Source organism: Acinetobacter sp. ANC 4779, from assembly GCF_004331055.1.
Classification (GTDB): domain Bacteria; phylum Pseudomonadota; class Gammaproteobacteria; order Pseudomonadales; family Moraxellaceae; genus Acinetobacter.
Window position 1 is genome coordinate 157,981 of record NZ_SJNU01000004.1, and the last position, 18,774, is coordinate 176,754.

21 protein-coding genes are annotated in these 18,774 nt (G+C 39.8%); 14 read left to right on the forward strand and 7 right to left on the reverse strand.

Annotated elements, in window-relative coordinates; all coding sequences use genetic code 11:
* The first annotated feature begins 82 nt into the window (after nucleotides 1–82).
* The 6 genes from cysT to E0H80_RS06875 all read left to right on the forward strand — a co-directional run bounded on the left by cysT (nucleotide 83) and on the right by E0H80_RS06875 (nucleotide 5,388).
* On the forward strand, nucleotides 83–916 hold the full coding sequence (gene cysT / locus E0H80_RS06850) for a sulfate ABC transporter permease subunit CysT (RefSeq protein ID WP_131364365.1): 834 nt from the start codon (nucleotides 83–85) through the stop codon (nucleotides 914–916).
* Entirely contained in the window at nucleotides 913–1,806 is an 894-nt protein-coding gene (cysW, locus tag E0H80_RS06855) for a sulfate ABC transporter permease subunit CysW (RefSeq protein WP_067863798.1), read from the forward strand. Before cysT ends, cysW begins: the two co-directional genes overlap by 4 nt.
* Nucleotides 1,807–1,817: 11 nt before the next feature.
* Nucleotides 1,818–2,879 (forward strand): sulfate/molybdate ABC transporter ATP-binding protein, encoded by a 1,062-nt coding sequence (locus E0H80_RS06860; protein ID WP_131364367.1) that lies wholly within the window; start codon nucleotides 1,818–1,820, stop codon nucleotides 2,877–2,879.
* A 53-nt stretch (nucleotides 2,880–2,932) separates the two neighbouring features.
* Nucleotides 2,933–3,856 (forward strand): CysB family HTH-type transcriptional regulator, encoded by a 924-nt coding sequence (locus E0H80_RS06865; protein ID WP_131364369.1) that lies wholly within the window; start codon nucleotides 2,933–2,935, stop codon nucleotides 3,854–3,856.
* A gap of 513 nt (nucleotides 3,857–4,369) precedes the next feature.
* Nucleotides 4,370–4,624 (forward strand): hypothetical protein, encoded by a 255-nt coding sequence (locus E0H80_RS06870; RefSeq protein ID WP_131364371.1) that lies wholly within the window; start codon nucleotides 4,370–4,372, stop codon nucleotides 4,622–4,624.
* An 89-nt stretch (nucleotides 4,625–4,713) separates the two neighbouring features.
* Complete coding sequence (locus E0H80_RS06875) at nucleotides 4,714–5,388, forward strand: hypothetical protein (RefSeq protein WP_131364373.1); 675 nt, start codon at nucleotides 4,714–4,716, stop codon at nucleotides 5,386–5,388.
* A 60-nt stretch (nucleotides 5,389–5,448) separates the two neighbouring features.
* On the opposite strand, the gene carO is transcribed toward E0H80_RS06875, so the two are convergent.
* Nucleotides 5,449–6,177, reverse strand: coding sequence for an ornithine uptake porin CarO (gene carO / locus E0H80_RS06880; protein WP_131364375.1), 729 nt, complete (start codon nucleotides 6,175–6,177; stop codon nucleotides 5,449–5,451).
* Between the two features lie 410 nt (nucleotides 6,178–6,587).
* On the opposite strand from carO, the gene dapD reads away from it, so the two are divergent.
* The 5 genes from dapD (at nucleotide 6,588) to E0H80_RS06905 (ending at nucleotide 10,006) form a co-directional block, all read left to right on the forward strand.
* Nucleotides 6,588–7,409, forward strand: coding sequence for a 2,3,4,5-tetrahydropyridine-2,6-dicarboxylate N-succinyltransferase (gene dapD, locus E0H80_RS06885; RefSeq protein ID WP_131364377.1), 822 nt, complete (start codon nucleotides 6,588–6,590; stop codon nucleotides 7,407–7,409).
* Nucleotides 7,410–7,537: 128 nt separating this feature from the next.
* Nucleotides 7,538–8,248 carry a 7-carboxy-7-deazaguanine synthase QueE gene (gene queE, locus E0H80_RS06890; RefSeq protein ID WP_067863769.1) on the forward strand — a complete coding sequence of 237 codons (711 nt, stop codon included), beginning with the start codon at nucleotides 7,538–7,540 and terminating at the stop codon, nucleotides 8,246–8,248.
* Between the two features lie 45 nt (nucleotides 8,249–8,293).
* Nucleotides 8,294–8,965 carry a 7-cyano-7-deazaguanine synthase QueC gene (gene queC / locus E0H80_RS06895; protein ID WP_131364379.1) on the forward strand — a complete coding sequence of 224 codons (672 nt, stop codon included), beginning with the start codon at nucleotides 8,294–8,296 and terminating at the stop codon, nucleotides 8,963–8,965.
* A gap of 14 nt (nucleotides 8,966–8,979) precedes the next feature.
* A complete protein-coding gene (locus E0H80_RS06900) occupies nucleotides 8,980–9,393 on the forward strand; it encodes a hypothetical protein (protein WP_067863763.1) in 414 nt (137 codons plus the stop codon).
* Between the two features lie 154 nt (nucleotides 9,394–9,547).
* A complete protein-coding gene (locus E0H80_RS06905; protein WP_131364381.1) occupies nucleotides 9,548–10,006 on the forward strand; it encodes a peroxiredoxin in 459 nt (152 codons plus the stop codon).
* A 198-nt stretch (nucleotides 10,007–10,204) separates the two neighbouring features.
* On the opposite strand, the gene E0H80_RS06910 is transcribed toward E0H80_RS06905, so the two are convergent.
* From E0H80_RS06910 to E0H80_RS06920, 3 genes are all read right to left on the reverse strand, one after another.
* A complete protein-coding gene (locus E0H80_RS06910; RefSeq protein WP_416224576.1) occupies nucleotides 10,205–10,768 on the reverse strand; it encodes a YceI family protein in 564 nt (187 codons plus the stop codon).
* Between the two features lie 409 nt (nucleotides 10,769–11,177).
* A complete protein-coding gene (locus E0H80_RS06915; RefSeq protein ID WP_131364383.1) occupies nucleotides 11,178–11,747 on the reverse strand; it encodes a YceI family protein in 570 nt (189 codons plus the stop codon).
* 51 nt (nucleotides 11,748–11,798) lie between these two features.
* Nucleotides 11,799–12,374 (reverse strand): nicotinate-nicotinamide nucleotide adenylyltransferase, encoded by a 576-nt coding sequence (locus E0H80_RS06920; protein ID WP_131364385.1) that lies wholly within the window; start codon nucleotides 12,372–12,374, stop codon nucleotides 11,799–11,801.
* A gap of 105 nt (nucleotides 12,375–12,479) precedes the next feature.
* Here E0H80_RS06920 and E0H80_RS06925 point away from each other — a divergent pair, with 105 nt between their 5' ends.
* Entirely contained in the window at nucleotides 12,480–13,280 is an 801-nt protein-coding gene (locus E0H80_RS06925; RefSeq protein ID WP_131364387.1) for an enoyl-CoA hydratase, read from the forward strand.
* A gap of 106 nt (nucleotides 13,281–13,386) precedes the next feature.
* On the forward strand, nucleotides 13,387–14,154 hold the full coding sequence (locus E0H80_RS06930) for a nitroreductase family protein (protein ID WP_131364389.1): 768 nt from the start codon (nucleotides 13,387–13,389) through the stop codon (nucleotides 14,152–14,154).
* Nucleotides 14,155–14,371: 217 nt separating this feature from the next.
* Here E0H80_RS06930 and E0H80_RS06935 read toward each other — a convergent pair whose 3' ends face one another.
* Nucleotides 14,372–14,689, reverse strand: a complete 318-nt coding sequence (locus E0H80_RS06935) for an NGG1p interacting factor NIF3 (protein ID WP_131364391.1) — start codon at nucleotides 14,687–14,689, stop codon at nucleotides 14,372–14,374.
* Between the two features lie 370 nt (nucleotides 14,690–15,059).
* On the opposite strand from E0H80_RS06935, the gene E0H80_RS06940 reads away from it, so the two are divergent.
* Nucleotides 15,060–17,564: an acyl-CoA dehydrogenase gene (locus E0H80_RS06940; RefSeq protein ID WP_131364393.1), complete on the forward strand. Its 2,505-nt coding sequence runs from the start codon at nucleotides 15,060–15,062 to the stop codon at nucleotides 17,562–17,564.
* Between the two features lie 82 nt (nucleotides 17,565–17,646).
* Here the strand turns inward: E0H80_RS06940 and E0H80_RS06945 are convergent, their stop codons facing one another.
* Together E0H80_RS06945 and E0H80_RS16985 are read right to left on the reverse strand one after the other, a co-directional pair.
* A complete protein-coding gene (locus tag E0H80_RS06945; protein WP_131364395.1) occupies nucleotides 17,647–18,348 on the reverse strand; it encodes a hypothetical protein in 702 nt (233 codons plus the stop codon).
* A gap of 288 nt (nucleotides 18,349–18,636) precedes the next feature.
* Entirely contained in the window at nucleotides 18,637–18,768 is a 132-nt protein-coding gene (locus tag E0H80_RS16985; protein ID WP_265937221.1) for a KGW motif small protein, read from the reverse strand.
* Nucleotides 18,769–18,774: the final 6 nt, after the last annotated feature.

Here is an 18,774-nt window from a genome sequence, read left to right on the forward strand (position 1 = left end):
TATGCAAATTATGCTTGTGCCGAATTAAACTTTTATTTTTGCTGACTTAATTGGTCAGCATTTTCTCTCTTGAGGAGTAATCATGTCGCAGCGATCCCGAGTGCTGCCAGGATTTGGTCTTTCTCTAGGCTTTACCCTAGCGTATTTGTCATTAATTGTTCTTATTCCACTCTCTGCAGTGTTTATTAAATCACTGGGAATTGGTTGGGACGGTTTATGGGAAATTTTAAGTTCAGAACGTATCCTAAAATCTTTGCAGTTAAGTTTTAGTGCCGCACTTATTGCTGCCTTAGTCAATGTGATCTTTGGTCTGTTACTGGCATGGTGTCTGGTTCGTTACAGCTTTCCTGGCAAACGAATTATTGATGCTTTGGTGGATTTACCTTTTGCCTTGCCAACCGCAGTTGCCGGTATCGCCCTGACCTCTTTATATGCACCTACCGGCTGGATTGGTCAGTACCTGGAGCCGATTGGCATTAAAGTGGCTTATACTCCCATCGGGATCACACTTGCGCTGATTTTTATTGGCTTACCTTTCGTGGTTCGTACGGTACAACCTGTTTTAAGTGATATGGAAACCGAACTGGAAGAAGCTGCGTCAGCACTCGGCGCCAACCGTTTTCAGATTATAACCAAAATCATTATGCCAATTCTGTTCCCTGCACTATTGACTGGTTTTGCCTTGGCATTTGCACGTGGTGTCGGTGAATACGGTTCAGTGATCTTTATTGCCGGTAACCAGCCCTATGAAACTGAAATCGCACCATTGATGATTATTTCGCGTTTAGAAGAATATGATTACGCAGGTGCAACCACGATTGCGGTGGTGATGTTGTTAATTTCTTTTACGATTTTATTCCTGATTAACTTGCTACAAGCATGGGCAAGCCGCCGTACAGGGAGAACAGCCCGATGAGCTTAACTACCAATAGCAATGCTTTAGCAGAAAAACTGCAATCTCGTGATGCAACCCGCGAACCGACCTGGGTACGGAATGTTCTGATCACCATTGCGCTGATCTTTTTCTTGAGCTGCCTGATTCTGCCGTTAGTTTTGGTCTTTGTGGAAGCCTTTAAGCAAGGCGTTGCGGTTTATTTCCAAGCCTTGATCAATCCAGACACTTTATCTGCAGTAAAACTGACTTTATTGACAGCTGCCATTGCCGTACCCTTAAATGTGGTGTTTGGTGTTGCTGCTGCATGGTCTGTTGCGAAATTCAACTTCCGTGGCAAATCTCTTTTAACCACAATTATTGACATTCCATTCTCGGTATCCCCGGTCATTGCAGGCATGATGCTGGTGCTGATTTTTGGTACTCAAGGCTGGATGGGCAGCTGGCTGATGGATCACGACATCAAAGTATTGTATGCAGTGCCTGCCATTGTACTTGCAACCATCTTTATTACCGTTCCTTTTGTGGCGCGTGAACTAATTCCTTTAATGGAAGCACAAGGCACTGAAGAAGAAGAAGCGGCAATTGTACTGGGTGCTTCAGGTTGGCAAACCTTCTATAAAGTGACCTTACCGAATATTAAGTGGGGTTTAATCTACGGCGTGATTCTGTGTAATGCCCGTGCCATGGGTGAATTCGGTGCAGTATCTGTAGTTTCTGGTCACATTCGCGGCGAAACCAATACTTTGCCGTTACATGTAGAAATCCTTTATAACGAATATACCTTTAGTGCTGCGTTTGCGGTGTCCTCGCTGTTGGCCTTACTTGCCATTGTGACCCTGATTTTAAAAGCCTGGGTTGAGATTCGCCAAGAGAACCAAAACAAACGTAATGAAGATTCAACAGTTTCTTAAGGAATGACATCATGAGTATTCAAGTTAAAAATATTGAAAAACACTTTGGTGCATTCCATGCACTTAATAATATTTCACTGGATTTTCCGGATGGGCAACTGGTGGCATTACTTGGGCCATCAGGCTGCGGCAAAACCACTCTGCTGCGCATTATTGCTGGTCTGGAATCAGCCGATGGCGGTCAGGTGATTCTTGAAGGTGAAGATGCAACCGATGTTCACGTTCGCGAACGTCAAGTGGGCTTCGTTTTTCAGCACTATGCCTTGTTCCGTCACATGACTGTATTTGAAAATATTGCTTTTGGTTTACGGGTTCGTCCACGCTCGACCCGCCCTTCTGAAGCTGAAATCAAAAAGCGTGTCACCCGTTTACTCGATTTGGTTCAGCTCGGTTTCTTGGCAGATCGTTTCCCGGCTCAGTTATCGGGCGGTCAGCGTCAACGTATTGCCTTGGCTCGCGCACTTGCTGTTGAGCCTCGGGTACTGTTACTGGATGAACCGTTTGGTGCACTCGATGCCAAAGTGCGTAAAGAACTGCGTCGCTGGTTACGTACCTTGCATGATGAATTGCATATCACTTCTATTTTTGTCACCCACGATCAGGAAGAAGCTTTGGAAGTAGCTGACCAGATTATCGTAATGAATAAAGGCAATGTAGAGCAAATTGGTTCACCACGTGAAGTCTATGAACAACCGGCAACGCCATTTGTTTTTGACTTTCTAGGTCAGGCCAATCGTTTCGAAGGTCAAAATCAGCAAGGTATTATTCATCTGGGTGAAGACCGTATTCAGTTGCCACAAGTGAAAGATGCGCCCCAAGGTGAAATCATTGCATTTGCGCGTCCAAACGAACTCAGTATTCATGCCACGCCGCAAGAAAATGCCATTCAAGCCACATTCTTACGTGAAATTTGGATTGCCGGTAAAGTGCTTGCCGAACTTCAAGATCGCCAAGGTAATTTGATTGAAATTTCGCTTAGCTCTGAAGAAGCCAAATTACATCAATTCAAACCAAATCAAACTGTGTGGTTAAGCCCATCTGCATTGCATTTATTTGCTAATGAGGTCGCTTAAAAACAAATAGATGGGGCAAAAAAGCCCCATCCCCTTTTAAGGTATGCAGAATCATGAATTTCCAACAATTAAGAATTATTCGAGAAACCGTTAGACAAAACTTTAATTTAACTGAAGCTTCAGCAGCACTTTTCACCTCGCAATCGGGGGTAAGTAAACACATCAAAGATTTGGAAGATGAACTGGGCGTACAACTGTTTATCCGCAAAGGGAAACGTCTGCTGGGTTTAACTGAGCCGGGTCAGTCTTTACTGGGGATTGTTGAACGCATGCTGGTCGATGCAGACAACATTAAACGTCTGGCAGATGACTTTAACCGCGTCGATGAAGGCACGCTCACGATTGCAACCACCCATACTCAAGCGCGTTATGTATTGCCGCCGATTGTGAACCAATTTAAAAAAGAATTTCCAAAAGTCCATCTAATTTTACAACAGGCCAGTCCGGTTGAAATTACTGAAATGCTGCTTCAAGGTGAAGCCGATATCGGTATTGCAACCGAGTCTTTAACCACTGAAGACAACCTCGCGAGTGTGCCTTTTTATACTTGGCAACACAGTATTATCACCCCACAAAATCATCCACTTGCCAGCAAAACTGATATTACTTTAGAAGATTTGTCGCAATATCCGCTGATTACTTATCACGGCGGCTTCACCGGTCGTTCAAAAATTGACAAGGCCTTTGAAGAGGCAGGAATTGATATTGATATTGTGATGTCAGCGCTTGATGCTGATGTCATCAAGACCTATGTTGAACTGAATATGGGCGTCGGTATTGTCAATAATGTCGCTTACGATGCAGAACGTGACTACCGTTTGAAACAAATTCCTACCGATATTTTTGGAGTGAATACCACCTGGATTGCGGTGCGTAAAGGACATTTACTGCGCGGTTATGGTTATGAGTTTGTTTCACTCTGCTCACCAGAAGCCGACATCAAAGCTCTAAAAAGAGTGGCTTATCCAGAAGATTAAAAATCACATTATTTTTTAGATCAGGGATATCACAATATCCCTTTTTTTAACCCTCATTCATAATTTCAATTATTTACTTATCAATAATATAAAAAAAATCCCCTTGGATCATTACAGTATAAATAATTTAAAATCTAGACTTGCTCATTTTGAATAAAACCGCATAAATTAGCACACATGTATAAAAAACATTCAACCACATCCTATGAACTCATAATTTAAACCATGACTTTATAGCTATATTTCAATATTCAATGTGGGTTATTCATGAAAGCTACGGCATTTGGCATCAGTATATGCATTTTTTTGCCTACACAGGGTTTTTCCGCAGCACTTGAAACTTCCAACCAAAGTATTGCAATATTTTTACAGCCCGAGAATTAGGCTGAATTTTCAACCATATTTGTTGATGCCAATATTTCAGGAAATAGGTACCGACCTGCAGCCAATAATCCATAGATCTATGCAGGAATCCCTACACAAGATTTTGTTAATCACTTTTATCTATCAAGCATGGCATTAAAATTACAACTCGATCCCAATTGGTCACTAGGTTTTATTTATGATCAACCTTTTGGAACCAATGTTGGTTATGCGTTAGATCCCATTCCTACCAGTGCGGATAATTTAGTCAATGCGGTGCACTTTAAATTGGATACTAACAATCTCACAACCCTAGTCGGCTATCCGCCAAATCAATCTTGGAATGTCTATAGAGGCTTAATTTATCAAAGCTTAAAAACACATTTGAAAATTTCAGCTCAATAGTTGGGCTTACTAGTCGATTATATTCGGGAAATAAAAAAAGATTCATCACGTGCTTGGCTCGCTGGGGGTGAGCTATCAACGACCTGAATATGCTCTTCAAACCTCACCCACTTATCGCTCTAAAATCCGACATAAGCAATAATTTCAGGAAAAAGTCAGCACAGTTCCAGCTATCCCTTTACTCAATTTTGCATCACACCAGCACACCAACCCACCAACCCACCAACCCACCAACCCACCAACCCACCAACACACCAACACACCAACACACCAACACAGAAATACCTCAATCACTCAACCTTGAGTTTCAATCCGGCATAACAGCCAATAATTTAATTTCTGCATCAGTGCGTTGGGTTAATGGGCAAAATTTTAAAATTATTTCCCTCTTGATCAGTTCAGTTAGCGACACCCCTGTTCCTTTAGTGGATTATCAGACAGATCAGTGGACTACAACTTTAGGTCTCGCCCATGTATTTAATGACAAATTGACCTCCACGATGGATATAGGTCTAGATTCAGTTAGTGGTAATCCTGCTTCCACCCTAAGCCCTTCAGATGGTTTCTATAGTTTTGGGATCGGTGGTTTTTATAATATTCAGCCTAATTTATTTATTGCGAGTGGCATAAAATATTTAAAGTTCAATAAAGCAAAAATTCAGCAGGATCAAAATGGCTCAGGCAGTTTATTTGGCCCTTTATCTACAGTAAATAATAATGATGCACTGCTTATGGTCTCAAAGTCGGTTATCGCTTTTAACTAAAAGCATTTAATCTTCGAAAACAAAAAAACGAGCTTAAGCTCGTTTTTTTTTAACTTAGACTTAAAAACGGAAGCTTACACCCAGTTTCGCCACTGGTAGCCACTCATATTTATTATCATTTTCAATATCACGTTCTTCTTGCTCGACTGCAGATATAAAATCTGCACCTGGTTGTGTAGTTATAGCAGTTCCAGTCGCAGTTAAATTAGCTCGTGGGTTACCATTATAATAAGCACCGACTTCACCAAATATGCCCCAACGATTAGTAATTGCGGGTGAGAAACCGATACCTACATATGGAGCCAAATTGTTTTTATACGATAATTGACCGCTAATATTTGCTCCGCCAGCACCAGCGACAAAGTCAGTACCATTCACAGTGAATCCTTCAGAACCGCCTATACGACGTTCGATATCATAATCATTATCAATATAACCTACACCCGCAGCCATATAAAACCAGTTTGCCCAAGGACGGATTTCAGCATTTAAATAAGTTAGGTTATTATCCATATCTAAATCATAATCAGAACCATTGATAGATAAATCATCAGACCAGGAAATGTCACCCCCGTTATAACCCAATGTAACACCTACATATGGGTTAGCATTCCATGAGATTGCACCACCATAACCAGTAGTACCTACTTCAGCACGAACAGCAGCTGGTTTAAAGAAAGAAAAAGATGTAACACCTTCATCAGTGACGATAATTTCATCAGCTGCCATTGCAGTGCCAGCTGCTGTAGCTAAAACCGATATTGCGAAAATTTTATGTAAATATTTCATTATTTCTCTCCTCAAAAAAAAACTTTATTCTGATCATTAAGTATTCATGATGAGTTCAATATAAAGGACTTAAAATATATTTTTTATTCACATTTTGCTGATCTTTTGTTATTTTTTGATACAAATACTCTTTTGCATTAATAAATAATAATTTTTTATAAAGATAATTTTATATTATGCGATGAAATTCATCTATCGAGCTGAATAAGCTATTATAATAATCACTGTATTGTTTGCGTTGTGTTAACGCATTAATACTTCACAAACTTCTTAAATGAATCTCTCGCATTTTGGTGCTTAAAGCCATTTATCGAGGTTTAATAATTAATTCCGATCTAAAGCCACTTTTTCATCTATTTTTGTCTCAATATAGTGTAAAATCTTGGGAAATTTTTTGGAAATGGAAGATCATGTCTCAGCTTTCAACAATCATTGAACAGGCTTTTGAAGATCGTGCTAATTTCACAGCGGCTGATTGCCCTGCTGAAGTTCGTAGCGCTGTAGAAGAAGCTATTGCTGGCCTAGATAACGGTACACTTCGTGTAGCTGAAAAAATCGATGGTGAATGGATTGTTCACCAATGGCTTAAAAAAGCAGTTTTGTTATCTTTTAAACTAAATGACAACAAAACCATTGAGTCTGGTGATCTTCGTTTCTACGACAAGGTAGATACCAAGTTTGGCGATTGGACTGAAGAACAGTTTAAAGCTGCTGGCGTGCGTGTTGTGCCACCTGCTGTGGCTCGTAAAGGTTCATTTCAGGCAAAAAATGTCGTATTGATGCCATCTTATGTGAACATTGGTGCATATGTTGACGAAGGCACCATGGTTGATACTTGGGCAACTGTTGGTTCATGTGCACAAATTGGTAAAAATGTGCATTTGTCTGGTGGTGTTGGTATTGGTGGCGTACTTGAACCACTTCAAGCAAATCCAACCATTATTGAAGACAACTGCTTTATCGGTGCACGTTCTGAGATTGTTGAAGGTGTGATCGTTGAAGAAGGTTCTGTGATTTCAATGGGCGTATTCATTGGTCAATCGACTAAAATCTTTGACCGCGCAACTGGCGAAATCCATTACGGCCGCGTTCCTGCAGGTTCTGTAGTTGTTGCTGGTAGCCTTCCTTCTAAAGATGGTACTTGCAACTTATATGCTGCAATCATCGTGAAAAAAGTTGATGCGAAAACGCGTGCTAAAACCAGCCTGAACGATTTATTACGCGAAGACTAAGTCTTTAATTTACACGGAACATTTGTGTTCCTCGGAGCTTTAGCCGCTCCTCGTCTCTACGCTCAGACATGAGCGTAGAGATTTTTGTTTTTGTACTCTCATGTTTTTTGGTGTGGTAATTTTTTGTTATGAATACTCTTCGCTCTTCTGCTATTCCTGTTTCTGATCCGTCTGCGGGTTTACGCATCACGGAGATTTTCTATTCATTACAAGGTGAAGCCAACGCTGCCGGTTTGCCAACGGTGTTTATTCGTTTAACCGGCTGTCCTTTACGCTGCACTTATTGTGATACCACTTATTCTTTTGAAGGTGGAGAGCGTCAATCACTAGACGACATTATTAAAACTACACTTGATTTTAAAACACCTTATATTTGCGTGACGGGTGGTGAGCCGCTGGCTCAGCCAAATGCGCTCCCTCTAATGCAACGTTTAGCCGATCTGGGCTGTGAAGTCTCACTTGAGACCAGTGGTGCTTTAGATGTCTCTAAAGTTGATCCGCGTATTTCTAAAGTTCTCGATTTAAAAACTCCCACTTCTGGTGAAGTTTCACGAAATTTAATGAGTAATCTTGATCACCTGACTCAGCACGACCAAATCAAGTTTGTGATTTGTAATCGTGCAGACTATGAATGGTCAAAACAACAAGTTGAACAGTACCAACTTACCGACAAGGTTAGCACCGTGTGGTTCTCTCCTGCATTTGCAGTTGAAAAAGGTGTAGTTCGGTTGCCTCAACTTGCGCGTGATTTAGCACAATGGATTTTAGAAGACCATCTTCCTGTTCGTTTCCAGCTCCAGTTGCATAAATTGCTCTGGAATGATGAAACTGGTCGTTAATTTATTTCTGTTTTTGAATACCTATATTTGTTTGGAGATTTGAATATGCGCTCTCGTGCCATAGTTTTGTTATCTGGCGGCTTAGACTCAACAACTTGTTTGGCTTGGGCGCAAGCACGTTATGAATGTATTGCCATCAGTTTTATGTATGGTCAACGTTCTACCACTGAACTTGATGCTGCTACAGCATTAACACAGCGTGCTGGAGTAGAACATCGCGTCATTAATATTGATTTAGGTAACCTCGGTGGTTCTGCATTAACAGACCACAGTATTGATGTTCCAGATTATCAACAGGAAGGTATTCCTGTAACTTATGTTCCAGCACGTAACACGATATTTCTGTCTTATGCGCTCGCTGCCGCAGAAGTGTTTGGTGCAGAAGCGATTGTGATTGGGATTAATGCCGTTGATTATTCAGGATATCCTGACTGCCGCCCTGAATTTATTGATGCTTTTGAACGCATGGCCCGCCTTGCTACCAAGGTTGGTGTGGAAGGCAAACCTCTAAAATTTGAAACACCTCTGTTACATTTATCCAAAGCAAATATTATTCGCTTAGGTATAGAACATGGCGTAGACTACAGTCAAACGGTGTCTTGCTACCAAGCAGACGACCAAGGACGTGCTTGTGGCACATGCGATAGTTGCCGTTTACGCAAACAAGGTTTTGCTGATGCCGGTATCGCAGATCCAACACGTTATATACCGTCATAACAGGGTAACAATACATGAAAAATTTGAAGTCAAACATTATTCTTTCTACATTAGTTTCTGTTGCAGCATTCATGGCAACTTCTTCAAATGCGGCAGAAACAAACAAGCTCCAAGAAGCTTATAAAAGCACTAATGTAAAATCTGCTTTAATTAATGTTTGTAAAGATGAAACAGGTAAAAGCAAAAAATTATCAGCTGCAGAAGTAAGTAAATATTGTACTTGTGCGGTTGAGGCAGACGGTAAATTAACCAATGCTCAAAAATGGGAAATTCAAAGTACCGTTAACCAAAAGAAAAGCCCGGCTACTTTAGCTTTTGTTCAAAAACAAAATAAAGATCTTCAAGCTTGTTTTGGTCCACAACTTACAGGCAAGCTTAAAAGCTTAACTGAAGAAGCAATGAAATCTGCTCAACAACCTAAAAAATAAGTTGATTTAGATTCAATAAAAAGCCTGCAATTGCAGGCTTTTTATTATTGAAAATTTACTTGGCGGACTTCAGCATAAGTATGAATAAATTCGCTATCATGTCAGTATAAACTCAAGATTAATATGACAAATTCGACTTTATAAGGATCAAGACATGTCTGATATTAGCCTCCTCAATCAAACCTTCCCCACCACCACGGGTGAAATTAATCTGACCGAAATTCCGACTGAATGGCTAATTGTGTATTTTTATCCGAAAGATTCAACCCCGGGCTGCACCACGCAAGCGATAGGTTTTTCATGTCTAAAAGATCAATTTGATGCTTTACATACCACTATTCTGGGTATTTCACGCGACTCGGTTAAAGCGCATCAGAACTTTACCGAAAAGCAGAATCTGAGCATTAATCTGATCAGTGACAAAGAAGAAATACTGTGCAAGCACTTTGACGTGATTAAAGAAAAAAACATGTATGGCAAACTGGTAATGGGGATTGAACGCTCAACCTTTATTTTCCGTAATGGCAAATTAGTCAAAGAATACCGTAAAGTCAAAGCTGCAGGTCATGCAGAGCAAGTATTGGAAGATTTAAAAGCCCTCCAGGCAGTTTGATCGCACTTGTACTGAATGGATAAAAGCCAAAATTTTGGGCTTTTATCCTGCTTTTTTGAGAGTTCTTTTATGCAACCAAAAATCTTAATTTCCGTTTGCTGGGATTTTTGAATGCAGATAATAAACAGCGTACAGCACACTAGATAAATTAAAAAAACCTATAAAAAGATCTTTTTGAAACGCCAGCCAATATAATTTTCAGTTAAGTTCACATTGCCCCGAAAGCTGAAGATTAACTTTTTCCCCCACCCCTCCAATACCTTTTCGCATACCAAAATCGCTACGGTTAATCACGGCAGAAGCTTGGACATCGAGCATGTTGACATTCGATTGACTGGGTTTAAAGGTCGTTACAAAAATCACTGGTTTGGTCACACCACGCAGGGTTAAATTTCCTAAAACATTATATTTTCCATTTCCCAAGTCTTTAAATTGGATACTTTTAAATCTTACAGTTTTGTATTTTGCTGCATAAAATAGGTCTTCACCCAGAATCATATGTTTTAGCAATGGTTTATTAAAACTCAGACTGTCGACATCCATAATAAGATGTGTCGATGCATTTTGTGGTGCGTTACTATCAAACTCCATGCTCGATTGAACTTGATTAAATTTAGCTTTCACCACCGTAAGCCCCATCGACTTGATCTCAAAACCCACATTACTTTGGGGTGTTAAAATCCATGATTTCGCAAAGGCCTGACTGCTTACCGCTAAACCCATTGCGACGATAATAAGTCCATTTTTTATTGTTGTGTTCAAATTTAAATCCACCTTTTCTGATTGCTTATTGATCGGATTTAGACATGTGGTCCATCCTTACATTAAATTTGTTTTAAATTTTCGAATTTGTATTTTAGTTATTTTTATATCAGTTTATTGAGGTTTTTGTAAAACCATTAATGACTAATGGAAAAAATACTCGACATAATTTTTCTATAACAATTGGCTTAATAAAGTAGTGTTAAGCTAGTAGCACTTTATAAAATTTTTATTTTTTAATATTTTAACTCTAAAAGACTGCCTGATTTTAAGCTCATCAAGATGTTTAAACGCTGTCAGCAACTTGAAAGTAGAGAAGTCGATATCACTATAACAATTAAACGATTACCCAGAAACGTAAGACACTCGAAATTCTAAAGTACTTTAAGTGCTTGTTTAAATGCATAAACTATCTTGTCTGCCATTGTCCATTTACTGCAATATTCACTTTTTCCCCTATCCCCCCAAATGCTTTTTTCATACCAAAATCACTACGATTCACCACGGCTTTAGATTCGACATCCAAAAGTTGTGGATCGGCTGTATTTGGCTTTAAAAGCGTATCAAAGGTTATGGGCTGACTGATACCGCGCAATGTCAAATCACCTTTTATACTGTAATGATTTTTGCCTAAAGCTATAAATTCATGACTATTAAACGTCGCGGTTGGATATTTTTCTGCATAAAATAAATCTTCACCCAAAATCATCTCTCGGAGTGAAGGTCGGCTCAAGCTTAGGCTATTTATATTCAACACAAACTGTGCCGAGGCATTTTTTGGCACTTTGGGATCAAAGCTCATACTGGATTGAACCTGCTCAAATTCCCCTTTCACGATCGAAAAACCCATCGACCTGATATCAAAACTGACATGAGTCTGAGGGGTCAGTATCCATTCTTGGGCATTTGACTGAGCCAAGATATTTAAACTTACTGTTCCAGCAATTAAGAGACTTTTGATTATGGTCGGGATATTCATCTTATCCACTCCTAGATCGTTGCAATTTCTTACCCCGACTGAAAAGCTTACTTAAAATTGTTCCAGATTGGTTTTATCTTGTGTCAGGTATTTGTGCTGCAATTGTTGGTAAGTAGGCGTGTTCTGAAATTTCTGTAAAAATTCACTGGTTCCAAGTGGAAAAGCAGATTCAATAATTTCTCCACGATAATAGGCTTCACGCAGCGGCGTTGCTGAAATTGCACCTTTCAGGCTTTCAAGTTCCACCATTTCCCACTCAGGGAAAAGCTGCAGATAATAAGAAGATTCATCCTTAAAATGACCAATTAAACCAACTTTATCGGCAGGCTCCACTAATTCTGCTACCAGAGAAGTAACCAGATTTTGCCATTTTTTATCATCATAAACATCAACCACATGTACAAACTTAATTCGCTGTTGATCTATTGCTGAAAAGTTGGACAAAATCATCTGTTCACGTTCAGCAGCACTAAAGGGATTTTTAATATTACGTTCATTTTGTGCAGATCCGAGTGCCAAAATCACATTTTGGCTTTGCTCTAAAGCAATTTTAATCGTTTGCATATGTGCCAGATGAAAAGGCTGAAAGCGACCAATGAAAACCAGATAATCAAATGTATAGTTCATAACAGATCATATTTTTTATGACTCGTGAGTTGTGCCGCCCCAATAAATATGCGACATAATAAACGCCATAAAACTAAATTAAGTATTTAAAGCAAGGATAGTACGATGACACTGAGCTGTATTCAACAACCGCATGAACATTTGGATGCGAATTTAGAAAATGGTGTACTAACTTTAGCCATTAATCGACCAAAAGCAAAAAATGCATTATATGGCGAATTGTATCTCTGGATTGCCCAAGCTTTAGATGAAGCCGATCAAGATAAAGATGTGCGTGTGGTCATTTTACGCGGTGCTGATGCGGATTTCAGCGCGGGCAATGACATGCAGGACTTCATGAAGTTTATTCAAATGCCACTTGCAGGCAAAGCTGGGGATGCCCCTCCATTTGTAGTGCTCAAATCTGCAGCAAAATTTTCCAAGCCGTTAATTGCAGCGGTTCGTGGTGTCGCAATTGGCATTGGGGTTACGCTTTTACTTCATGCTGACCTTGTCTATAGTGATAACACTGCCCTATTCCAAATTCCATTTGTAAGCTTGGGTCTATCTCCAGAAGGAGCTTCAAGCAAGCTTCTTATTCAACAGGCCGGTTATCATAAAGCGGCTGAGCTGCTCTTCACTGCGCAAAAATTTAACAGTGAAAAAGCACTAAGTGCAGGCTTGGTGAATAGCATTGAAGAAGATGTTTATGCAACTGCATTGCAACAGGCGCAAACTTTAGCTGCCCTGCCATTGGCTTCAATTAAGCAAACCAAAGCTTTAATGAAACATAACTTGCAGGAAATTCTGGACTGTGTAGATGACGAAGCTGAAATTTTTATGAAGCGTGTCTCTTCACCAGAAATGGCTGAAGCAGTGGCTGCATTTATGCAAAAGCGCAAACCTGATTTTGCGCAATTTAATTAATTGGTTTTATTGTTAAATGAAAAGCCACTGAATCATGACACTGTTCAGTGGCTTTATGTATTTTAATAGATCTAAATTTCAAGCTTTAAAATTTGAGTAAATAAAGATGACTGATTCAAGCGAAACCCACACTGAAAAGAAACGTTATTTTGAGCCAGCTCCTAAAGACATTGATGTCGAAAACTTTAAGAAAGTAGTACAAAGCCGTCGTTCTGTACGTAAATTTACCAAAAAACCTATTCCTGCTGAAGTGTTGGATGATTGTCTAGACCTGGCATTGCTTGCACCAAACTCCTCAAATCTGCAGCCGTGGACCTTTTATGTGGTGCAAAACCCTGCCAAAAAGAAACAGTTGGTAAAAGCCTGTTTAGGCCAATTGGCAGCAAAAACGGCTTCCGAGCTAATTGTTTGTGTGGCACGTACCGACCGTATTGATGAAATGGCGAAAAAGAATATTTCTGATTTTCCTTTCCCTGAAGCGCCAAAAGCAGTAAAGCAGTACTACAAATTTATTCCGTATAATTATAAAACGGGCTATTTCAATGCTCTGGGTAACTTTAAGAAAGTTGCTTTCAAAGTTGCACGTACGTTAGATAAGCAATTGCCCGTGACTGCCTTTAACCCGGCAGATGCAAAACTTTGGGCAAGCAAAACCACAGCTTTGGCATGCGAAAACCTGGTTCTAGCTTTACGTGCCTATGGTTTTGACAGTTGCATGATGGAAGGTTTTGATGAACCTATGGTCAATAAAATTTTGAATCTGAATGATCAGCAATATCCTGTCATGGTCATTGGTGCAGGTGAACGTGCAGCGGATGGGGTATTCTTCCCGCAATACCGTTTTGAGCGTGATTTGTTTATTCAGAAGGTTTAAGGACTTTTTTTGTAGCCTATTCATTATCGATCTAAAAATAATTAGATAGGCGTCAAGGCGGCAGGGATGTCGCCAGTTAGACTGTGGTACATAGATGTGTCATCAGTCTAACAAAGGGCTTTGGTCACTTTTCGCCTTTGAAAAGTGAGACATCCGCTACGCAATGACACATCATCAGCTCACCAAAAAGTGAGGTCATGATGTGTATAAATTATCTTTATCCGTCAATATCTAATATTTGTATAAATTCAAAAGCAGGCTCTTCATAAGGATGACTTAGCTTTAATGCCTTTGCGACCTCAGCCGCTTTATCTTCAGGCACAATGGTTTCCACGCGCCATTCAGGAATTTGTTCCAAAACCTCTAACTCTCCAATAAATGGATTGGCACCTTTCACTGGCTTAAATTGACCTGTACCCAAAACCTGCCAGGCACAATGCTCATAGTTGCCTATTCCACCTGCACCTGCTTCAAACACTGCCATTTTGGTCGCTTCCAGATGAGATTCAGTAACGTAATAAATCAGTTTAAGCATATGGGTGATCCTCTAAATTAATTTACTCTTATCGTAATATTACACCTACATAAATCGCTGCAAATGGCTTATTACTTATTTAAAAATAATAAAATTCAAAATAGAGGCAGATACAAGTATCCATTACTTTTCGTGACATTTCTCTTACAGTTCAATCTTTTACACTGATCGAAAAACACTTTATTTTAAAAACAAGATTTAATTTTATAACTTCGGGATGAAACTTTTTGAATGTTCATTTCGGTCATTACAACAATATTTTCATTACACCAATAGTCATTCTAATAAAACAGTTACTCAGCTTTAGGTATATCCATGCCATTTACTGTTTCTCTGACTTTCATCTGGTGTAAGCAACTGGAGAAAATAAATGCTATTCATCATCAGTCTGCTTATTCAATTCTTCGCCGTATGGGCAATTTTCTTTTTTGCACTCAGCCGTAATGCAGGTGCAAGCACCGCGATTATTGTTGCAATCGTTACCGCATTTTTCAGCCCTTGGTCGCTTATTTTTGGCATCCCCCTCATTCTCATTAGCTTAATTGTGATGATTGAGCCCTTACGAATGGCCTTAATTACCAAGCCTGCTTATAAAACCCTTGCCAACGCCATGCCCAGTATGAGTCCTACGGAAAGAGAAGCCCTAGATGCCGGTACCAGCTGGTGGGAAAAAGACCTGTTTATGGGAGCACCGGACTGGTCGAAATTTGAGAGCTATCCTTATCCTACACTTTCGGCAGAAGAACAGTCTTTTTTAGATAATGAAGTCGAACAATTATGCTTAATGCTGAATGACTGGGATATCCATCATCACTTTAAAGATTTGCCTCCTGAAGCCTGGAGCTATATTCGAAATAATGGCTTTTTAGGGCTGATTATTCCCAAGGAATATGGCGGACGTGCATTTAGTTCATTTGCCCAAAGTCGCATTATGAGCAAGATTGCTTCTCGTTCATTAACGGCTGCCGTGAGTTGTATGGTACCCAATTCTTTGGGACCGGGTGAGCTACTGCTTCATTACGGAACCGAAGAACAAAAAAACCGCTACTTACCCGGTTTGGCCAGTGGTGAAGAGATTCCCTGTTTTGGCTTAACCAGTCCGGAAGCCGGTTCGGATGCAGGTGCCATTCCGGATACCGGTGTGGTGTGTTATGGCGAGTTTGAAGGTCAGCAGGTGCTTGGCTTACGCATGAATTTCTCCAAACGCTGGATTACGCTGGCACCTATTGCAACCGTTATCGGTTTGGCATTTAAACTGTATGATCCGGATGGGCTATTAGGTGATAAGAACAAAACTGAATATGGCATTACCTGTGCCCTGATTCCTGCCAAACATCATGGCATCAAAATCGGTGCACGACATAATCCGGGATCTCCATTTATGAACGGGACGGTTGATGGTCAAGATGTCTTCATTCCACTTGACTGGATTATTGGCGGTTCGAAAAATATTGGCAAAGGCTGGCGGATGTTGATGGAATGTCTGGCAGTCGGTCGTGGTATTTCCCTGCCGGCCCTATCCACTGCAGCCAGTGAAGTGACGTATTTAACCGTGGGAGCTTTTGCCAAAATTCGTCAGCAATTCAAAATTTCCGTAGGTAAATTTGAAGGTGTGCAGGAAGCTACTAGTGATATTGCCAGTGATACTTACATGCTGGAAGCTTTCCGATATTTAGTCACTTGTGGTTTGAATCAAGGTGGCAAACCTGCAGTCATGACGGCAATGGCCAAATACTATGCCACTGAAACCATGCGCCGCGTGGTTAATCATGGCATGGATGTGGTGGGCGGTCGTGCGGTGCAAATGGGCCCGCGTAACTTCCTAGCCTTGTACTATCAGGCTATTCCCGTCTCGATTACCGTTGAAGGCGCCAATATCCTCAGTCGTTCATTAATGATTTTTGGTCAGGGTTCAATGCGTTGTCATCCTTATCTGTTTGAAGAATTACAACTGCTGCAAGCGGAAGATAAAACCACCGCCCTGAATACCTTTAACGAAATGCTGTTTAAACATTTAGGCTATACCTTTAACCGCACTGCCCGAGCATTTGCTTATGGCTATATGGGCGGTTCATCCGATGCACCAAATAGTGCCGATGATTTTACCCTTCCCTATTTTAAAATAATTAACCGTTTAAGTGCTAATTTTTCCCTGACTGCCGATATGTGCTTGGGTTTACTTGCAGGTGATATTAAACGTAAGGAAATGCTTTCAGGACGCTTGGCAGATATTCATGCCAACCTGTTTATCAGCACCGCGATTCTCAAATATTATGAACATGGCAAAAAGACCGAAGCCGAACAAGTTCATGCAAAACTGGCGTTAGAAAAATCACTGTTTAATACACAAGAAGCTTTTTATGGTTTGTTTGCTAACTTCCCTGTCGGCATTGCGGCTGGCTTAGTCAAATTCATTTGTTTCCCGCTCGGTCGTCCTATTCACAAACCAACCGACGCTTTGAAACAACAGGCTGGCGAGATCATTATGCAAGACAATGCCTTCCGTGATGAATTGAAAAAGCATGTATTCTATAATACCGATACGGATGATGTGACTGGTCGTATGGAATCGACTTTTAACATGCTACTTGAGCTGGAACCGCTTTGGGACAAGTTCAAAAAAGCCGAATCCAAAGGACAGTTTAAAGGTTTAACTTTTGATGAACGTATTAGTGATGCGGTAGAGACAGGTTTTATCACTCAACAGGAAGCCTCTCGTCTACTTAGCTATAATGCAAAACGTTATGACAGTATGCTGACCGATGTTTTTGATTCAGAATTGGATCAGACCCTGGAACTGGAAAATCCTTATAATGATGAGGAAGAATCCGCGCCTATGCCTGATTCAAAGCAGCAGGAACCGTTAGCACCATAAAAATTTCAGCAATAGAAAACGGCCTGTGAGGCCGTTTTTTATTAATTTAATATTGTCAAAAAAGGATAAGTTTATGAACGATTCATAATTCCTTTTCTAATTTATCAAGTTTTACTTTTATAGCATATAACTTTGCATATGCTTTAATTCCTTCAATTACATCCTCTTTTACATATTCAAATTCTTGTTTAGGTTGTATTCTTTCTATGATTTGATTAATCATCTCATCTTTTAACTCAATATATAAAAGATCAGGCTTTTCTTTACTTCCAAAAATATCTCCAACACTTTTAGTATTATTATGGATAAATGCTAAGTTATTAAATTGCCCAACCATCAATATATTTAGTGCTTTAGAAATATCAATTTGAAGCTCTTTAATACAGTCAAATTTTTCAATTTGTTCAAATAATTTAATAAATTGTTCTACCCTTTCATCTACTTTAGAACCACTTCCCAATACACCAGAAAATTCAATACTTTTTTGAACCATGAACCTAAACACTTCTGTTCTAGCTCGCTTTAAGTCTTCAATAGTCCTTTCAGCTTCTGATCTTAATTCTTTTAATTTGACACCATTTCCTGCAATCGAAAATTCTTGTACCTCAGCTGCAAAGGCTATAATCAATCCAACTACAGCAAATCCAAGACTAAAAGCTACAAACTCAGTTCCTGATAATTTCTCCAAAGAGATTAGAAGCCACAAACCACAAGCAATCCCCGCTAATCCAACAACAGCTCCAAAAACAATATTATTCTTTGACTTGTGCTTTTTAGTCTTCAAGTTCTATCTCATCTATTTTTTAATAGACCCATAATAACAAAAGAAAAACTCTATTTTTATTATCAACCATAAAATCACATGACTAGCGACATGGATGTCGCACATTTGGCAGAGATACAAGGATGTATCTTGTGCCAAATAAAAGGGTTTTGTTACTTTTGACCTTTCAAAAGTAAAACATTGCTTACGCGTTATTCATTAAAACTTTGCACAATCAGCGAAGCTATGACTTTATTAAAATAGCCATCACAAAAAAACCACCTCTCGGTGGCTTTCTCAACCTGAAAATCAAGAACTTTGAAGCAAATAGCTGCCGATCAAGAACAACATTTGCAGCCCAATGACTGCCATAAAAAACATCCAGCCTTTCTTACGTAAAGTCGCTTTATCAAGCGTTGTATATGTCACAGTTTTTGGCATTGTGTC